The following is a 17195-nucleotide window of genomic DNA, read 5'->3' as shown; positions in this document are numbered from 1 at the left end:
TTCGTTTAACTCTTTTGTTCTCTTTACTTTTCATTAATAAGTCGATTTTTTGTCAACTTATTTCAGGACGGGACAATTTAAAATTAAAAGCCTCTTCTTATAAGAAGAGGCTTTTTTTTAATAGATATTAGCAGATTATTTTAATTTTCTATCTATTTCTTTTATCGATAAGTCATTTATACTAGCAAATCTTTTTTCCATTAATCCGTTTTCATCAAATTGCCAATTTTCATTCCCATAAGCTCTAAACCAATCACCTTCTTTATTTTGATATTCATATTCAAATCTCACAGCTATTCTATAATCGGTATGCGCCCAGTATTCTTTTTTAAGCTTATAATTTAATTCATTATTCCATTTACTCTTTAAAAACGAAACGATCTCTTCACGACCATTAACGAATGTATCTCTATTTCTCCATTCACTATCTATAGAATAGGCTTTAGAAATATTTTCTGGATTTTGAGAATTCCATGCATCTTCAGCTTTTTGAATTTTTATTTTTGCAGTTTCTAAAGTAAAAGGTGGTAGCGGTAACTTCTTTTCCATAATTGAGTATTATGAATATTTAGACGAAGGTATTTCTTATAGTTTACAAAAGAATCCTTTTAATAGTTTAAAGAAAAAAATAATTGATTTTAATTTCTAAAATTTCCATTAACAGTTTTAGTATCTATAATTGCTTTTATTAAATTTGTTACTTTTTTAGGAGTATCTTTTCCTAAATACCCTACAACCCTACCTAAAACATTTTCATTTTTATCTAAAATAATGATTGTTGGATACGATTTTGCTTTCAGTTTATCGCTAATCTCAAATTTTCTTTTAAATTTTTCAAAATGTTTTTTCACATACTCTTTATCAAAAGTCTTTTTAGGAAAATCCATTTCGCATAGAGTAAAATATTTAGACAATTTTTTAAATTCCTTTTTTGCAAAATAATTATCTTCTAAGAGTTTACATGCTCCACACCAATCTGATCCTGTAAAATAAAGTAGTGTTAGTTTTTTTTCTTTCAAGCTAATTTCTCTTGCAACATCATAATCCACATACCATTTAAGATTATGATTATCAACCCTATATTTTTCTTGAGCATTAAGATTACTTATAGCAATTAAGCATAATAAAACTGTTATAATTTTTTTCATAAGCTCTATTTTTTTGATTTACAATAATACATTTAAGCAATCACTTTCACTACATTATCTAAATTTACAGTTTTCTACTAATAGTCAAGCCATCACGAATGGGCAAAACTACAGTTTCAACTCTATTATCTTCTTTTAAAAGCGTATTATATTCTAAAACAGCTTTTGTCATTTTATCTTTAGGATCTAATGTTTGTATAACTTTTCCACTCCACAAAACATTATCAGATAAGATGATAGCTCCTTCATTCATTTTATCGATAATTAGATGAAAATAATTTATGTAATTATCTTTATCTGCATCAATAAACACTAAGTCAAAGTTTTTTTCAAGTGTTGGAATAATATTTAAAGCGTTTCCTAAATGTTGAACTATTTGTTTGCCGTATTCAGATTTATCAAAAAATTTACGCTGAAAATCATATAATTCTTCATTGACATCTATAGTATCAACTGTACCATTAGATTTTAAACCTTCAGCTAAACACAATGTTGAATATCCCGTAAAAGTTCCTATTTCTAATATATTTTTTGGATTTATTAATTTCGAAATCATACTCAAAACACGACCTTGATATGGACCGCTAGACATACGTGGCTGTAGTATTTTTTGAAATGTTTCTCGTGTTAACTGCTGTAGTAATTCTGGTTCACTTTCAGAATGAGCCACAACATAATCGTCTAATTTTTCTGGTATAAAATGCATAACAAAAAAACCTCATAATAGGTACATTATGAGGCTTACTATTTTTTTTTATATTATTAATTTTCTTCTATTTCCTGAGTTTCTTCTACTTCTTTTTTACTCATAAAAAATAAAGCAGCACCGATAACAATTAAACCAATTTTTATAGCCCAAGACACTGCTTCTCCCCAGTTATCTATCCAGCCTAAAAGCCTAAGTTGCAAGTTAAAAAAAGGCAAAACTATAGCCAGTATACCAAATAGAGCAATGTATCCTCCTATTCTTTTCATAATTAAAATGGTTTGAGTTAGATAACTAAGATAGACAAATTAACCTAATATTCTATCAATCAATTTTTGTTTAGCAGTTTCATCGTCTCCACATAACCACTGTATCACATTATCTTCCCAAATAGCATCACGCTCAACCTCATTAATAATATTACGTTCTATAGCTAAATCTAATATTTTACCAGGGTAAGATGATTGTTTCTCACTTTCCATTTCACCTAAAGGATAAGGATCGTCTAGTCCCATTAATACTTGCTTTGACCCTTGATTTTTAATAAGCAACTCTAAACCTCCAGTATCATGCACTAATGTATCGAAAAAGATATTCTTGTGCCCTACCGCTTTTCTAGGATGACTTTTGCCTTCAAATAAATCTGGTCTACCATCAAAACCTTGAATACGCCTTCCTAGATTTATTTGCGCTAATTGTCCTCCGTGAGCAAAACAGGTACGCATATTAGGATATTTATCTGCATAACCATTTAATGTTAAAAAATGATACGCATCTGCACATTGTGCTAGCATCCAAATAAGATGAAAGCGCCAAGAGGTGTTTTCTAATTTTATAAATTTCTCTCCATCATAAGGATGCACTTCCACAGCTAAATTATATTTATTTGCTAACTCGAAAATAGGTTCATTTTCTTCATCAAAAATACAACGCCATGTACCAATTGTATCCATATAATGTGTTGGCAAACATAATAATTGCATTCCCAGTTCTTCAACACATCGCTCAATTTCCCAACACGCACCACGAACAAAGCCAGGATGCACTACAAAACCACAAGTAAATTTACTAGGGTTTTCATGCTGTACTTTAGCATTAAAATCATTTTGAAAACGTAAAGCCTGTTTCATTTCCTCAACACGCAAACCATTACCGTATAATTGAGATAAATTTAATACTACAGCATGATCTATTTTATTACGATCCATCCACTCTAGTTTTTCATCTAAGAAGAAACTAGAATCTGTTACTGGACGACTCCAATCTTTTTGAAGCATGAATTTTCGATCTTTATCCACCCAAAAAATACCTTTATCTTGCATAAATTGAGGAATCTCTTCAGGGTAAGGCAATAAATGAGAGTGACCGTTAATTCTAAGTTTACGTTTCATAATTATGTCCTGAGAGGTCAGGAATCTTTAAGGTTTTATTTAATCGATTTTTACTTTTGTTGGAGGTTGCATTACTTCTCCACAGTTAGGACAACTACGCTTATCTTTATCCCCATAATATTTATCAAAGATTTTAGGCATATCTGTTTCAATATTTTCTACAGTAAAATCTTCTTCATATAATTTAGTCACGCAATTTTCACAAAACCAAAGTAATGCATCTCGCATACCTTCTGGTCTTTTATATTCTATTACTAAACCCACAGTATTAGCTCCTCGTTGAGGAGAATGCGGTACTTTAGGTGGAAGCAAATAAATATCTCCTTCTTTAATATGAACATCTTTAGGTGTGCCTTTATCTATAATTTTTAAGACTATGTCTCCTTCTATTTGATAAAAAAACTCTGGAGTTTCGTTATAATGATAATCTTTTCTGGCATTAGGTCCTCCAACAACCATAACAATAAAATCGCCATCCTTCCATACACATTTATTACCAACTGGTGGTTTTAAAAGATGTCTATTTTCATCAATCCAATCTTTAAAATTTAAAGGAGATACTAAGTTGCTCATTGTATTAGTTTTTATCATTCCACCATAAGTAGAAATCTATTTATTATAATTGTTTTTACATCAAATTAACCAAGGATAACATCCTGTTATAAAGTTACAAAGATTTTGTTCTACCACCATCAACAGGTAAGTTAATTCCATTAATATAACTTGCTGCTTCACTTGCTAAAAAAGTAATTGCATTAGCTATTTCTTGAGGTTTAGCAAAACGTTTTGCAGGTACAGCATTCTTCATTGCATTACTAGCATCTTCAACAGTTACACCTGTTTTAGCCGATTTGTTTTTAATAATTTCACTTAAACGCTCTGTTCCTGTCGCTCCAGGTAATACATTATTTACTGTAATACCATAACTCCCTAATTCATTAGCTAATGTTTTACTCCAATTAGCAACAGCTCCACGAATAGTATTACTTACGCCTAATCCATCTAAAGGTTGCTTAACAGAAGTAGAAATTACATTTACAATACGTCCATAATTTTCATCTTTCATAAATGGAACAACAGCTTGCGCAAGTACGTGATTGCATTTTAAATGTTGCGTAAAAGCATTTTCAAATTCATTTACCTCAGCTGAAAATACTGGTCCGCCTTTTGGCCCACCTGTATTATTAACAAGGATATGAAATCCATTATGCTTTGAAATATAGTCTTGTACTTTTATTTTTAAATCTTCTGGATTAGAAAAATCTGCTACAATATAATTGTGATTTCTATGTCCTGGCAATTCTTCTAAAACAGCTTTTAGTTTCTCTTCATTTCTAGCAATTAAAGTTACATTTGCTCCTTCTTCAGCTAAAATCAATGCTGTAGCTTTACCTATTCCTTGTGTACTTCCGCAGACTAATGCGTTTTTATTATTTAAATTTAAATTCATTTTATTTATATATTTTCTTAGCGCGTTCGTTTAGTTTTTCCATTAACTTCTCAGGACTTGCAATACTTGTAAATCCATATTTCTCATATAATCCATGTGCATCTTTTGTTGCCAACATCCATTTATCTATATTTTTTAATTCAGGAAAATTTAAAATCTCCCTCATTAACACTTTAGAAAAACCTTGTCCCTGATACTCTTTAATCACCAATACATCAAGTAAATAGGCGAAAAATATTTTATCGGTCATTACGCGGGCATAAGCTATTTGTTTTTTATCATGAAATAACCCAAAATTAATTGTGTTATCCATTGCTGTTTTCTGCTCTTCTTCCGTACGTAATGCACCCCAATAAGAGTCTTTTATAAAACAATAGATCATTTTAAAGTCCATATCTTCTCTTTTTGAAGAAAAATAAATGCCTTTACTTATTTCTATCATTCTTTAATATTTAATACACACATTTTTAGCTTCAGTAAAAAACCTTAACGCTTCAAAACCGCCTTCACGACCAACTCCACTAGCTTTAACACCTCCAAAAGGTGTTCGCAAATCTCGCATCATCCATGTATTTACCCAAACAATACCTGCTTGTAATTGATTACTTAATCGCATAGTACGTTTTAAGTTATTTGTCCAAAGTGTAGCAGATAAACCGTACTTCACTTTATTTGCCATTTGTAACACCTCATCCTCTGTTTTAAAAGGCATGATAGTAACTACAGGTCCAAAAATTTCTTCTTGATTTACTCTACATTCATCATTTGGCACTTCTATAACAGTAGGTTCTAAATAGTAACCATTTTCATAACTTTCTACTGTTACTTCGTTTCCTCCACAAAGGATTGTCCCGTTTTCAGTTTTGGCAATATCTATATATTCTTTTACTTTTTCTATATGTGGTTTGGATACCAATGCTCCAATGTTGGTGTCATTTTCTGATGGATGACCAACTTTTAATTCTTTTACTCGAGTTACAAAATCTGTTTTAAACTGCTCGTATATTTTTTCTTCTACAAAAATGCGACTTCCACAAAGACATATTTGACCTTGGTTTGCAAATGATGATCTTACCGTTGTGTCTAACATAGTATCATAATCGCAATCTGCAAAAATGATGTTTGGATTTTTCCCTCCTAATTCTAAAGATAGTTTTTTAAACATTGGCGCTGCTACTTTAGCTATATGTGCTCCTGTTGCTGTACCTCCAGTAAATGAAATAGCCTTAATATCTGGATGCTCTACAATTGCTTGGCCTGTTGAACCTCCAAGTCCATGAACAATATTTAAAACACCTTTTGGCAAACCGGCTTCATTACATATTTCTCCTAATAAATATGCAGTCATTGGTGTTACTTCGCTAGGTTTAGCTACTACACAATTACCTGCAGCTATAGCTGGAGCAATTTTCCAAGTGAATAAATATAATGGCAAATTCCATGGTGAAATACAACCTACAACTCCAATGGGTTGGCGTAATGTATAATTTACTGCTTTCTGCCCAACACTTTCATGACTTTCACTTGCGAACTGAGTTATAGCATTACCAAAGAACCTAAAATTACTTGCTGCTCTAGGTATATCGACTGCTTTTGCTAAGCTTACAGGTTTACCATTATCTTTACTTTCTGCTTCTGCAAATCGCTGTAAATTAGCTTCTAATAATTCGGAAATCTTAATAAGAATACGACTACGTTCTTCTAATGTAGTTTGAGACCATACAGGAAATGTTGCTCTTGCAGCTATATAAGCATTTTCTACATCAGCTTTACCTGAATTAGGAATCTGCCCATATACTTCTCCATTTGCTGGACAATAATTATCTATCCAATTATTTTCTATTGGATTATGGAATTTACCGTTTATGTAGTTTTGGATATTCATATTAATTAAGGATATGAAGGAATAACACCTTCTTTTATTAGTTTGAATTCTCCATCAATCAATTTCCAGTTCTTAAAACTTTTTTTACCTGGTTTAATAATTTTTTCGAGATATCTTTCAATCAAAATCAGCTTACTATTCTCTACTTTATATACATTTTTATCTATATCTCTTAGATAACCATATGAAACAGAAGTTATTTCCTTTTTTTTTATGTCAAACTTTGGAAAAGTGATTTTATCATATTCTTTATTCCTTTCAAAAGTTTCTTTTTCATGATTATATATCCAACTTAGGTAAGATATTTTATCAAAAGGAATACTTTTTATAATTCTAATATCAATATGATTATCAAAATTTAAATCTTTAACTTCAAGTATGGATTGATTATTTATTATTGAAAAAAAACTATTATCATCAGGTATAATTGTTTGTAAAAAAACATCTTTTTTATAAATATCAATCCTACTAATTTTTGAAACCTCTAGATTTTTTATTTTAGTCAAATCAAATGTAAATCCTGAATTAACAACATTTATTATCTCTTGAGAAAAAGAATTAAAAGAAGCTAATAACAAAAAAGCAAAGAGTATTCTTTTCATCTTACTATAACTTTTTATAAGCCATCACCTTAATCTCCACTACCAAATCTGGATGTGGTAATTGGTGAACAGCTACAGTTGTTCTGGTTGGACCTGTTTCCTTTTCAAAAAACTCTGCATAAGCTTTGTTATAACCTGCAAAATCATTCATATTAACTAAAAAAGAAGTGACATCTACAACATCTTTCAAACTAGCGCCTTCTTTGGCTAAATTGCGTTCTATATTTTTTATAACTTCCTGAGTTTGAACATAAGCATCTAACCGTTTGGTTCCCATTTCATCTATAATATCTACACCTGCAATTGTATTGTCTGGCCTACGAGAACTAGTTCCTGAAACGAAAATAAAATCACCTACTCTTTTTGTATGTGGATATGCGCCTCTTGGTGTTACTTTTTTGTCTTCCATGTCTTTATTTTAATCCTGCTATTTTATCTTCTTCAAGAATAGCATTAGTTTCTAATTGTACTTTTTTTAATAAAACATTTAAATCTTCATCTTCGTTAATTTCATTATCGGAAATCATATTCAAAATCGCTTTATCTTGTGCTCTACCTCTTTTCATTGCTTCATTATAAGGCATATTTTCATTAAAAGTCACCATAGAGTATTTAGAAAAATAAGACTCTGGAAATGCCTTTTCTAATGTCATCTCTAAATTACGTTTTTCTTTAAATATAGGGTTTGCAACATGATCTCGCATTTCGTAATAATTATCTATTGCTAAATCTGCGATAGCATCTGTATCTGCTTTTCTAGTTTTCTCGTAAGCATTAAAAATGGTTTCCCAATCGCCTTCATGTTTGTCTAAAATAGCATCAAAAACAGTAACGTCTTCAAAAGAAGCATTCATTCCTTGGCCATAAAAAGGAACAATAGCATGTGCAGCATCTCCCATTAACACTGTTTTATTTTTATAATGCCATGGTGAGCATTTTACTGTACCTAAAGCTCCAGTTGGATTATTTGCAAATTCTTCAGCAATATTTGGAATTAAAGCTAATGCGTCTGGGAATTGTGATTTAAAAAAAGTTTTTATATCACTTTCTGTTTTTAAGTCTTTAAAATTATATTCACCGTCTTCATAACTTAAAAATAAGGTTACTGTAAAACTACCATCTAAATTAGGGAGTGCAATTAGCATATAGCTTCCTCTTGGCCATATATGCAAATAATCTTTACTTATTTGATGTTCTCCTTTGGCAGAAGCAGGTATTTCTAATTCTTTATAACCATGAGTTAAATAGTTTTGAGAATAACTAAATAAGAATTTGCGTTCTAAATAATAACTTTTACGTAATGATGATCCAGCTCCATCTGTTCCAAAAATTACATCTGCAGTAATTTTAAAATCAGTTTTAGTTTGATAATCATAAAATGAAGCTTCATTGTTTTCAATATCAACTCCATTACATTTTTTATTAAAATGGATAGTTAGATTATTATATCTATCTGCTTCTGTTAGTAACAATCCATTTAGTTCTCCTCTTGAAATTGAATTAATATATTCTCCATCTCTCCCTGAATAATTAGAAGGAAAAGTATTTCCTTCTACATCGTGTATTAAACGACCATACATAGGAATACACAATGGCTTTACTTTATCTTCTACTCCAGCCAAACGCATTGCTTTTAAACCTCGATCTGACAATGCTAAGTTTATAGATCGTCCAGCAGAAATATCTGTAGTTCTTAAATCTGGTCTACTTTCGTATACATTAACAGTATAACCTCTTTGCGCTAAACGTAATGCTAGCAACGAACCACAAAGTCCTGCACCAATGATTAATATATTATCTTTTTTATTCATTTAATACTGTTTTTAATCTTTCAACCATATTAAACACATCTTCAAACGAATTATATAAAGGCACTGGAGCACAACGAATAACATCTGGTTCTCTCCAATCACTAATTACTCCAGCTTCCGTTAGTTTATCATGTAAACTTCTATCTGCATTTTTCACTTGGATAGACAACTGGCATCCTCTTTCTTCAGGATTACTTGGTGTAATTATTTTAATATCTGAATTATTTAAGTCGTTTATTAGAAATTCAAAATAACCTGTTAGCTTTTTTGATTTGTTAATTAGGTTATCGAAACCAGCAGCTTTAAATACATCTATTGACGCTCTAATAGCTGCCATAGATAATATTGGCGGATTTGATAATTGCCAACCTTCTGCTCCTGCTAATTGATCAAACTCATCACGCATTCTAAAACGGGTTTCTTTATTATGACTCCACCAACCTGTAAAACGATTTAAATCTTTATTATTTGCATGTCTTTCATGAACAAAACAACCTGACAAACTTCCTGGTCCAGAATTCATATATTTATATGTACACCATACAGCAAAATCTGCTCCCGAATTATGTAAATCTAAATCTACATTTCCAGCTCCATGAGCACAATCAAAACCTACCATACAGCCATGTTTATGTCCTAGCTCTGTAATGCGTTTTAAATCGAAAAACTGTCCTGTATAATAATTAACACCACCAATCATGACTAATGCAATTTCATCGCCTTGAGATTCTAAAATAGCTTCTAAATCTTCATAATTAGCTAATTCTTCTCCTTCTCTAGCTTTCCATAATATCAAACCTTCTTTATCATCAAAACCATGATGACGTAACTGAGATTCTACAGCATATTTATCACTTGGAAATGCGTCTGCTTCTATTAAAATTTTATATCGCTTTTGTGTTGGCTTGTAAAAAGACACCATCATAAAATGCAAATTAGCAGTAAGCGTATTCATTACAACTACTTCTATTGGTTTTGCTCCAACAACTGCAGCCATTGTTTCTGTTAAAAATTCATGATATGGTAACCAAGGATTCTTACCTTCTGTATGTCCTTCTACTCCTAAATTAGCCCAGTCTTCAAGTTCTTGATTTATATACTCTTTAGTTATTTTTGGCTGTAGACCCAATGAATTACCACATAAATATATAAGCTCATTTCCATTTTTATCTTTTGGTATATGAAACTTATTTCTAAAATGCGATAATTGATCTTCTGCATCTAACTGTTTTGCGTAACTTAAAGTAGCTTTATTCATTTTTAAAAGTAAAAAAGGTCTTTTGAATTGAAAAATTTTAAAAACGTTTCATTATATGAAACGCTGTTTCAAAAATAAACATTATTTTTGAATAATAGAATGGAAATTATAAAAGATTCATAGAAGGCTCTAATCTTTTTACCAAGCTACTTTACACACTATACTATTATGAATGAAGACGTTAAAGACCTTAATCTATCTGTACTAAAAGCTTTCACTCTCTTAGAAGCTTTTGTTGGAGATAAGCAAAAATGGGGTGTTCGTGAGTTAGCAAAAAAAACAGGCTATAACAAGAGTACAACCTATAGGCTATTAAATACTTTAGAATCTATAGGTGTATTACAAAAAAATGATGAAGACAAATATCTTTTAGGCCTTAAACTATTTGAATTAGGAAATTTAGTTTCAATACATAAATCTCTAAGAAAACATTCTAGGCAGCCTTTAGAACAAATTGCCAGAGAAATTAAAGAAACTGTACATTTTGGTGTTTTAGATAAGAATCAAGTATTGTATTTAAATAAAACAGAAAGTCCACAAGGACTAAAAGTTAGTACACAAATAGGGTCCTATCAAAAAGCTTATTGCACTGCAATAGGCAAAGTCCTGCTAGCCTTTTCTTCTGAAGAAAAAATATTAGAATATTTAAAGAAAACCGCTCTAGATCCATGTACAGTAAATACTATTACAGATCAACATGTTTTTCTTAAAGAACTACAAAAGATAAAAAAGCAGGAATATGCTTTAGATATGGAAGAGCTAGAATTAGGGCTTATCTGTATTGCTATACCAGTTTTTAACAATAAGAATCAAATTATAGCTAGCATCAGTGTTTCTGGACCTTCAAGTCGATTTAAACTTGAAAATATAGGTAATTATTTATCTATTATAAAAAAAGGTGTTCAAGCCATTGAGAATAGTATTAACAATTATAATTAGAGTTTAAACTAATCAACTTTTACTTTAACATTAGTTATGCTTAAATTCCAATTCCCTTCCGCTTTTTTATGATCTCTGGCAATCTTTATTCCATTAAAGTTCTCATAATTTTCAAACGTATTAGTTATTGATGGTTTCTTTGTATTGCCTTCTCTAAACACCCATTCTTTAATACTATAATTATCATCATAAAACACATCATAAGCATCGCCAGGTGTATAACCGCCTTCATCTCCATATAATAATGTTATTTTATTAAGCTGCTCTTTACTTATAGGAGCTTGGCTTTTTACAGGCTCTGAAAAATGAACATCTTTATCCCAAACAAATTGAAAAGGAAATAGTGCCCAATATTTATCATTAACAAATGCTCGATCTGTCTTAAGACTAATACTGTCCATCTTATTTCTATTATAAGAAATAGTATCTTTTTTTGTCAACATTGTTACCGCATTGGTTTTTGGCTTCCAGACCCAAGAACGTTCATAATGACTCGAATCTCTATCGACATTAAATGTAAATTGAATTTCGGAAACCTTTTCCCAATTCTCAAATCCATGAGCATTTGCAATTTTTTCAGGAATTGTTAACTTATTTATAACGTCTTTATTTTCAGACTTACAAGACGATAAAATAAATAAGCAAAAAATAAAAAATCGATACATAGGTTTGTTTTTTTTCGAAAGTAATAAATATTATATAATTAAGTAACTTTGAAATGAATTCGTCAATCAAATTTTAAAAAACAAGTTATTTAATCATGGGCAATAATTCTGAATATTTTAAAACCAATAAGGCTACCTGGAACGACAAAGTAAAAGTACATGCCGAAAGCGAAATGTATGATATAAAAGCTTTTAAAAACGGCAAATCATCTTTAATGAAATACGAATTAAATGCTTTACAAAACGTAACAGGAAAATCACTTCTACATTTACAATGTCATTTTGGTCAAGACACTTTGAGCTGGAGTAGATTAGGCGCAAAATGTGTTGGAGTAGATTTAAGTGATGAAGGCATAAAATTAGCAAAAGCATTAAATAAAGAATTAAATCTTGATGCCCAATTTGTATGCTGTAATGTTTTAGATACTGCTGAACATATAAAAGACTCTTTTGACATAGTATATACTAGCTATGGTGTTATTGGTTGGTTGCCAGATTTAAAACCTTGGGGGAAAATGATAGCCGAAAAACTAAATAATGGCGGTACATTTTACATGGTAGAGTTCCACCCAATAGTTTGGATGTTTGACTACTTAGAAGATAAACCAATAATGAAATACGGTTATATGCAAGACGAGGTTATTTATGAAGAATACGAAGGCACTTATGCTGATTTAGATTCTAAAATGGTAACCAAAGAATATGGTTGGAATCATGGTTTAAGCGAGGTCATAAATGCTTTAACTGAAGCTGGATTACATATTGAATACATGAATGAATATAACGAAAGTCCTTACAATGTATTGCCCGAATTAGTAGAAACCAAATCGGGCAATTACACTACAAAGGATAAACTTTACCCGCTTATATTTGAAATTAAGGCTACTAAGCTTTAATTTTTTAATATTACTTTAGAATTTACTAATAACCCTTCTATATAGAAAGACATTAAGTAAGAACCTTGAGTTAAATTAGAGACATCTAGTGTGGCTTGTCTAGCATTTGTTTTAATAGAAATCATTTCTTGTCCCAATAAATTAAATATTACCACTTTAGAAATTTCTTTATTAGATTCAAATTGAACAAATTCATTAGCTGGGTTTGGATATAATTTAAAAGTTTCTTTATTAAAATCAACTACACTTAAAGTACTAGCTATAATTTCTACAGTCTGTGATGAACTATAGTACCTATTTGGAGCACTTGCTACAGAACTTGGCCCCACAGAATATGTTACTGTATAATTCCCGGGTGTAGATCCCATTAGATCAATTGTTCCTGTATTAGAATCTATTACTAAACCAACTGGCGAGCTAGTATATAATCCTCCAGACACACCTGTACTTAATGTAGGTGTTGGATTAGAGTCTGTACCTGCATCATAACTTGCACTACTATATCCAAATCCTGTAAAATCATTATAATGTGTATCTATATACTCTAAAACTACGCTTGCATAATCTTTTGCAAAAGGTGTTGTAGTATCTGGACCACTACTAAAAGGCGAACCTAAATCTCGCACACGCCTATTAACTTCAGTCATAATACCATCAACAGTACCGCCTCCACCTAAACCATCTGATGCAGATTGTCCAGAACCATGACGTCTATTATTATAAAAGTCCCCATCGAAATAAGCATTAGAAAAAGGTTGAGTATCATCACAGCTAGAGCTACCGTAATCTGAACTACTAGGAATTGCTCTGTAACCTGTAGTTCCATTTCTAGTACAACCAGGGTAATTTTGCGCAGCATAAAAACCACTTGTTGCATGGTAGGCTGCATTTTGAAACAGCTCTCCTAAACTATCATCTCCTCTTACTAATTGCTCATGGTTTAGACCATTAAGATTATTGGCAACCAAGTTCTTAATAGTAGAATTATTTACAATAGATGCTCCATTAATTCCAGAAGCCGAATTTAATTGAGATGATGTAACGTTATAGCCTACTTCTATTCTTGGAATTGAATGACTTTGACCATGTAAATCTATATACAATCCTTTTCCCCAATTAGTTTCAACAGCAGTACTTGCATCATCTAAAAAACTATGCCAAGCATTCCAAAAAAACAAAGCATTAGCATTACCGCAAGTCGCTTCATTTTGCTCTCTATTAGGATCTAATTTTTTCCTATTCAGCCTATTTATAATAACATGTGCATAACCTCCGGTTTGCGCAAATAACTCTGCTTGAATACGCTCTATTAACACATCTGTATTGTCATCTCTTTCGTTTGTTCCACAACCTCTTGTAGGTAAGTAATATGGCTGACTAGAATTATTAGTTGTACTATTATCTGGATAATTAACACCATTCACCGTACCTCCAGTTAATTTAAGACCTCCATGTGGAGCAGATATAATTATTGGTAAATTTCCAGGAATATATTCTATATACTCTTTTCCACTAGTATCAAATACTGAAACACCAGGTGTTTGAGCAAATAAAGATGCATGCAATATTATTGCAACAACAAGAAGTAATGATTTTTTCATTATAAATAGGTTAATTAATAGATTTATAGCAAAGTAATTAGACTTATTGTATTTAATTCGGTTTAAGCCTAAAAACCTTATAATTATCCGCTAAAATAACCAATTTACCGATGAACTGCAGTTTTTTTAATGTTTTTCTTTTAACACTTGAGGCATTTTTGCTTGAAAACGTCTTAATCTTGGTATAGAAACATTTCTAATATAACCATTGTTAGGATGTAGTTTTTCGTAGTCTTGATGATAATCTTCTCCTATCCAGAATTTTTGAAAAGGATATACTTCAGCAGCAATCGTTGCATTTAATTTTTTAGCTAGCAATGCTTTTTTAGATTCTATTATCTTTTTCTGCGCATCGTTTTGGTAAAATAGAATTGAACGGTATTGAGAACCTCTATCTGGACCTTGCCCATTTACTTGTAATGGGTTTTGAGATGCAAAATACACATCTACTAAAGTTTCGAAACTCACTATTTCTGGATCGTATATAATTTCTACAGCTTCGGCATGCCCTGTTCTACCAGTATTACTTGCTGCATATGTTGGATTCTTAGTATGACCACCTGCATAACCACTAATTGATTCTTTTACACCTTTTACACTTTCATAAACCGCTTCTACACACCAAAAACAACCGCTTGCAAAGTAGGCTTTAGCCAATCCATTTTCTAAAGGGACTTCTATAGGTTTTGCTGTTTTTATTTTTTCTTGTGTATTTTTCTGTTCTGCATTTTGAGCAGAATTTTTACAATTAAACAACAAGCCAACCATTAATAATAGAACAATCTTTCTCATAGCAATTCTTTTTACTTTATGTCGTATAAAGTTAAGTATCCTTAATACTAATTATATAAATTTATGCTAAAAAAAAAGCCTCCATTTAAAAATGAAGGCTTTTTATATAGTTTTAAATAGACTTAAAGTTTTTTAAACATTTTAGCCATTTTTTCCTTTTGTTCTTGAGCTAAAATCTCATCTACTAAAATACGTCCAGAATGTTCATCTGTAATTATTTTTTTACGTGAACCTATTTCCATTTGCACTTGTGGTGGAATAGTAAAATAAGAACCTCCTGATGCACCTCTTTCAATTGGCACAACAGCTAAACCATTCTTTACGTTTTTACGAATACGATTATAAGCTTTAACTAAACGTTCTTCAATTTTCTTTTTGTACTCTTCAGACTTATTTATAAGAGCCTCTTCTTCTTTAGCTGTTTCACTTAAAATAGCATCTAATTCACCTTTTTTGTGTTTTAAATGTGTTTCACGCTCTTTAGTGTGCCCTTTAGTTTTGTCAATAACTTCTTTTTTCTGCTCTATTTGAGCTTTGAATTCTCTAATGTGTTTTTCAGCTAATTCTATTTCTAGTTCTTGATACTCTACTTCTTTTGTAAGTGAATTAAACTCTCTGTTATTTCTAACATTTTTTTGTTGCTCACTATACTTCTTTATTAAAGTCTTAGCTTCTTCGATTAAGTTTTTCTTATCGCTAATTTGAGAATCTATTAACGCTAAACTATCACTAAGTTTTTCTAACCTCATGTTTAATCCAGCAACCTCATCTTCTAAATCACTAACTTCTAAAGGCAGTTCTCCACGAACATTTCTTATCTCGTCGATTCTTGAATCGATTAATTGTAAGTCGTATAGAGATCTTAAACGTTCTTCTACAGTTACTTCTTTACTCTTTGCCATACTTTAAAAATATTGAACAGGATTGGTATTTATATTTGATAAAATGATTGCAAAATTACTAATTTTTTTTGTAAGATGCGCTACTAATCCGTTTTTTGTGAACTGCTCGCTTTCATAATGCCCTATATCTGCTAGTACAATATTATTTTCTGCAGAGAAGAAATCATGATATTTAAGATCTGCAGTTATAAAAACATCAGCTTTCATTGCTTTAGCAGCATTTATAGCAAAACTACCAGAACCTCCTAAAACTGCTACTTTTTTTATAGGTTTACCTAATAATTTTGTGTGACGAATAATTGAAACATTCATTTTTTGTTTTAAATACTTAAAGAACTCTAATTCTGGCATAGCATTCTCCAACTCACCTATCATTCCCATACCTATATTTTGATTCTTATTTTCTAGAGTTGTAATCTCATAAGCCACTTCTTCATAAGAATGATTTTTTAAAAGTGTATTAATAATATTACTTTCTAAGTGCTTCGCAAATGTGATACTAATTTGTGTTTCTTCCTCAAAATGTGTCTCTCCTTTATTTCCTTTTGTAGGATTTGAAGATTCATTTCCTTTATAAGAACCAATACCTTCAACATTAAAACTACAATTATTATAATTCCCTATAGCTCCTGCTCCAACTTGAAAAAGTGATTCTCTAAGTGATTTAGCTTCTGTTTTAGGAACAAAAGTTGTTAGTTTCTTAATAGTTTCTGCTTGTGGTATTAAAATTTTTCTATTTAGTAATCCTAGTCGTTCACAAATTATATCATTAACACCATTAACATGATTATCTAATGCAGTATGAATAGCATAAATGGCAATATCATTTTTTATCGCTTTTAATACTGTACGTTCTACATAGGTTTTTCCTGTTAGCTTTTTTAACCCTTTAAAAACGATAGGATGAAAACTAACGACGAGATTACAATTAGTATTAATTGCCTCATCTATAACAGCTTCTATAGTATCTAAAGTAACTAAAACACCAGTTAATTTTTCATTTTTATCTCCAACCAATAGACCTACATTATCAAAATCTTCAGCATAAGCTAAAGGAGCAAAGTCTTCTAAGTGATTAATAACATCTTGAATAATCATATATTTATTAGGATTTTATCTTTAACAAATATAAAATTTTTACTTTCGTCT

The 17195-nt window shown here is 30.8% G+C and carries 20 protein-coding genes; 2 read left to right on the top strand and 18 right to left on the bottom strand.

Going from position 1 to position 17195, the window contains the following annotated elements; genetic code table 11:
• Positions 1–135: 135 nt before the first annotated feature.
• From Q0997_RS17410 to kynU, 13 genes are all read right to left on the bottom strand, one after another.
• The gene (locus tag Q0997_RS17410; RefSeq protein ID WP_299891149.1) at positions 136–549 is read right to left on the bottom strand and encodes a nuclear transport factor 2 family protein; all 414 of its coding nucleotides are present in this window, start codon (positions 547–549) and stop codon (positions 136–138) included.
• An 89-nt stretch (positions 550–638) separates the two neighbouring features.
• Positions 639–1148, bottom strand: coding sequence for a thioredoxin family protein (locus Q0997_RS17405; protein WP_299891146.1), 510 nt, complete (start codon positions 1146–1148; stop codon positions 639–641).
• A 64-nt stretch (positions 1149–1212) separates the two neighbouring features.
• Entirely contained in the window at positions 1213–1854 is a 642-nt protein-coding gene (locus tag Q0997_RS17400) for an O-methyltransferase (RefSeq protein ID WP_299891143.1), read from the bottom strand.
• A 56-nt stretch (positions 1855–1910) separates the two neighbouring features.
• Complete coding sequence (locus Q0997_RS17395; RefSeq protein WP_299891141.1) at positions 1911–2123, bottom strand: hypothetical protein; 213 nt, start codon at positions 2121–2123, stop codon at positions 1911–1913.
• A 39-nt stretch (positions 2124–2162) separates the two neighbouring features.
• Positions 2163–3245, bottom strand: coding sequence for an amidohydrolase family protein (locus Q0997_RS17390; RefSeq protein ID WP_299891138.1), 1083 nt, complete (start codon positions 3243–3245; stop codon positions 2163–2165).
• 39 nt (positions 3246–3284) lie between these two features.
• Positions 3285–3818 (bottom strand): 3-hydroxyanthranilate 3,4-dioxygenase, encoded by a 534-nt coding sequence (locus Q0997_RS17385; RefSeq protein ID WP_299891135.1) that lies wholly within the window; start codon positions 3816–3818, stop codon positions 3285–3287.
• A 94-nt stretch (positions 3819–3912) separates the two neighbouring features.
• Positions 3913–4695, bottom strand: a complete 783-nt coding sequence (locus Q0997_RS17380) for an SDR family oxidoreductase (protein WP_299891133.1) — start codon at positions 4693–4695, stop codon at positions 3913–3915.
• A gap of 1 nt (position 4696) precedes the next feature.
• Entirely contained in the window at positions 4697–5137 is a 441-nt protein-coding gene (locus Q0997_RS17375; RefSeq protein ID WP_299891130.1) for a GNAT family N-acetyltransferase, read from the bottom strand.
• Positions 5138–5140: 3 nt separating this feature from the next.
• A complete protein-coding gene (locus Q0997_RS17370) occupies positions 5141–6580 on the bottom strand; it encodes an aldehyde dehydrogenase (protein WP_299891128.1) in 1440 nt (479 codons plus the stop codon).
• A 5-nt stretch (positions 6581–6585) separates the two neighbouring features.
• On the bottom strand, positions 6586–7182 hold the full coding sequence (locus Q0997_RS17365; RefSeq protein WP_299891125.1) for a hypothetical protein: 597 nt from the start codon (positions 7180–7182) through the stop codon (positions 6586–6588).
• 4 nt (positions 7183–7186) lie between these two features.
• On the bottom strand, positions 7187–7591 hold the full coding sequence (locus Q0997_RS17360; protein WP_299891122.1) for a RidA family protein: 405 nt from the start codon (positions 7589–7591) through the stop codon (positions 7187–7189).
• Positions 7592–7595: 4 nt separating this feature from the next.
• Positions 7596–8993 (bottom strand): NAD(P)/FAD-dependent oxidoreductase, encoded by a 1398-nt coding sequence (locus Q0997_RS17355; RefSeq protein ID WP_299891119.1) that lies wholly within the window; start codon positions 8991–8993, stop codon positions 7596–7598.
• The gene (gene kynU, locus Q0997_RS17350) at positions 8986–10251 is read right to left on the bottom strand and encodes a kynureninase (RefSeq protein ID WP_299891116.1); all 1266 of its coding nucleotides are present in this window, start codon (positions 10249–10251) and stop codon (positions 8986–8988) included. Before kynU ends, Q0997_RS17355 begins: the two co-directional genes overlap by 8 nt.
• A gap of 168 nt (positions 10252–10419) precedes the next feature.
• Here kynU and Q0997_RS17345 point away from each other — a divergent pair, with 168 nt between their 5' ends.
• On the top strand, positions 10420–11190 hold the full coding sequence (locus Q0997_RS17345; RefSeq protein WP_299891114.1) for an IclR family transcriptional regulator: 771 nt from the start codon (positions 10420–10422) through the stop codon (positions 11188–11190).
• Between the two features lie 8 nt (positions 11191–11198).
• Here the strand turns inward: Q0997_RS17345 and Q0997_RS17340 are convergent, their stop codons facing one another.
• Positions 11199–11855 (bottom strand): hypothetical protein, encoded by a 657-nt coding sequence (locus Q0997_RS17340; protein WP_299891110.1) that lies wholly within the window; start codon positions 11853–11855, stop codon positions 11199–11201.
• A gap of 95 nt (positions 11856–11950) precedes the next feature.
• Between Q0997_RS17340 and Q0997_RS17335 the strand changes: the two genes are divergently transcribed.
• Positions 11951–12751, top strand: a complete 801-nt coding sequence (locus tag Q0997_RS17335) for a bifunctional 2-polyprenyl-6-hydroxyphenol methylase/3-demethylubiquinol 3-O-methyltransferase UbiG (protein WP_299891107.1) — start codon at positions 11951–11953, stop codon at positions 12749–12751.
• Here Q0997_RS17335 and Q0997_RS17330 read toward each other — a convergent pair.
• The 4 genes from Q0997_RS17330 to Q0997_RS17315 all read right to left on the bottom strand — a co-directional run bounded on the left by Q0997_RS17330 (position 12748) and on the right by Q0997_RS17315 (position 17144).
• Positions 12748–14352, bottom strand: a complete 1605-nt coding sequence (locus Q0997_RS17330) for a T9SS type A sorting domain-containing protein (protein ID WP_299891104.1) — start codon at positions 14350–14352, stop codon at positions 12748–12750. The genes Q0997_RS17335 and Q0997_RS17330 overlap by 4 nt on opposite strands.
• A 126-nt stretch (positions 14353–14478) precedes the next feature.
• On the bottom strand, positions 14479–15144 hold the full coding sequence (msrA, locus tag Q0997_RS17325; RefSeq protein ID WP_299891101.1) for a peptide-methionine (S)-S-oxide reductase MsrA: 666 nt from the start codon (positions 15142–15144) through the stop codon (positions 14479–14481).
• Positions 15145–15266: 122 nt separating this feature from the next.
• Positions 15267–16046 carry a C4-type zinc ribbon domain-containing protein gene (locus Q0997_RS17320; protein ID WP_299891098.1) on the bottom strand — a complete coding sequence of 260 codons (780 nt, stop codon included), beginning with the start codon at positions 16044–16046 and terminating at the stop codon, positions 15267–15269.
• A gap of 3 nt (positions 16047–16049) precedes the next feature.
• Complete coding sequence (locus Q0997_RS17315) at positions 16050–17144, bottom strand: Nif3-like dinuclear metal center hexameric protein (protein ID WP_299891095.1); 1095 nt, start codon at positions 17142–17144, stop codon at positions 16050–16052.
• Between the last annotated feature and the right edge of the window lie 51 nt (positions 17145–17195).

The sequence above is a fragment of the uncultured Lacinutrix sp. genome (genome assembly GCF_947500325.1).
Classification (GTDB): Bacteria; Bacteroidota; Bacteroidia; order Flavobacteriales; family Flavobacteriaceae; genus Lacinutrix.
This window is presented reverse-complemented; position numbering and strand designations above follow the sequence as displayed.

What these genes read in the sequence shown, in the direction of transcription:
- Q0997_RS17410 (WP_299891149.1), bottom strand. Translation starts at nt 549, where the DNA reads ATGGAAAAGAAGTTACCGCTACCACCTTTTACTTTAGAAACTGCAAAA.
- Q0997_RS17405 (WP_299891146.1), bottom strand. Translation starts at nt 1,148, where the DNA reads ATGAAAAAAATTATAACAGTTTTATTATGCTTAATTGCTATAAGTAAT.
- Q0997_RS17400 (WP_299891143.1), bottom strand. Translation starts at nt 1,854, where the DNA reads ATGCATTTTATACCAGAAAAATTAGACGATTATGTTGTGGCTCATTCT.
- Q0997_RS17395 (WP_299891141.1), bottom strand. Translation starts at nt 2,123, where the DNA reads ATGAAAAGAATAGGAGGATACATTGCTCTATTTGGTATACTGGCTATA.
- Q0997_RS17390 (WP_299891138.1), bottom strand. Translation starts at nt 3,245, where the DNA reads ATGAAACGTAAACTTAGAATTAACGGTCACTCTCATTTATTGCCTTAC.
- Q0997_RS17385 (WP_299891135.1), bottom strand. Translation starts at nt 3,818, where the DNA reads ATGAGCAACTTAGTATCTCCTTTAAATTTTAAAGATTGGATTGATGAA.
- Q0997_RS17380 (WP_299891133.1), bottom strand. Translation starts at nt 4,695, where the DNA reads ATGAATTTAAATTTAAATAATAAAAACGCATTAGTCTGCGGAAGTACA.
- Q0997_RS17375 (WP_299891130.1), bottom strand. Translation starts at nt 5,137, where the DNA reads ATGATAGAAATAAGTAAAGGCATTTATTTTTCTTCAAAAAGAGAAGAT.
- Q0997_RS17370 (WP_299891128.1), bottom strand. Translation starts at nt 6,580, where the DNA reads ATGAATATCCAAAACTACATAAACGGTAAATTCCATAATCCAATAGAA.
- Q0997_RS17365 (WP_299891125.1), bottom strand. Translation starts at nt 7,182, where the DNA reads ATGAAAAGAATACTCTTTGCTTTTTTGTTATTAGCTTCTTTTAATTCT.
- Q0997_RS17360 (WP_299891122.1), bottom strand. Translation starts at nt 7,591, where the DNA reads ATGGAAGACAAAAAAGTAACACCAAGAGGCGCATATCCACATACAAAA.
- Q0997_RS17355 (WP_299891119.1), bottom strand. Translation starts at nt 8,993, where the DNA reads ATGAATAAAAAAGATAATATATTAATCATTGGTGCAGGACTTTGTGGT.
- kynU (WP_299891116.1), bottom strand. Translation starts at nt 10,251, where the DNA reads ATGAATAAAGCTACTTTAAGTTACGCAAAACAGTTAGATGCAGAAGAT.
- Q0997_RS17345 (WP_299891114.1), top strand. Translation starts at nt 10,420, where the DNA reads ATGAATGAAGACGTTAAAGACCTTAATCTATCTGTACTAAAAGCTTTC.
- Q0997_RS17340 (WP_299891110.1), bottom strand. Translation starts at nt 11,855, where the DNA reads ATGTATCGATTTTTTATTTTTTGCTTATTTATTTTATCGTCTTGTAAG.
- Q0997_RS17335 (WP_299891107.1), top strand. Translation starts at nt 11,951, where the DNA reads ATGGGCAATAATTCTGAATATTTTAAAACCAATAAGGCTACCTGGAAC.
- Q0997_RS17330 (WP_299891104.1), bottom strand. Translation starts at nt 14,352, where the DNA reads ATGAAAAAATCATTACTTCTTGTTGTTGCAATAATATTGCATGCATCT.
- msrA (WP_299891101.1), bottom strand. Translation starts at nt 15,144, where the DNA reads ATGAGAAAGATTGTTCTATTATTAATGGTTGGCTTGTTGTTTAATTGT.
- Q0997_RS17320 (WP_299891098.1), bottom strand. Translation starts at nt 16,046, where the DNA reads ATGGCAAAGAGTAAAGAAGTAACTGTAGAAGAACGTTTAAGATCTCTA.
- Q0997_RS17315 (WP_299891095.1), bottom strand. Translation starts at nt 17,144, where the DNA reads ATGATTATTCAAGATGTTATTAATCACTTAGAAGACTTTGCTCCTTTA.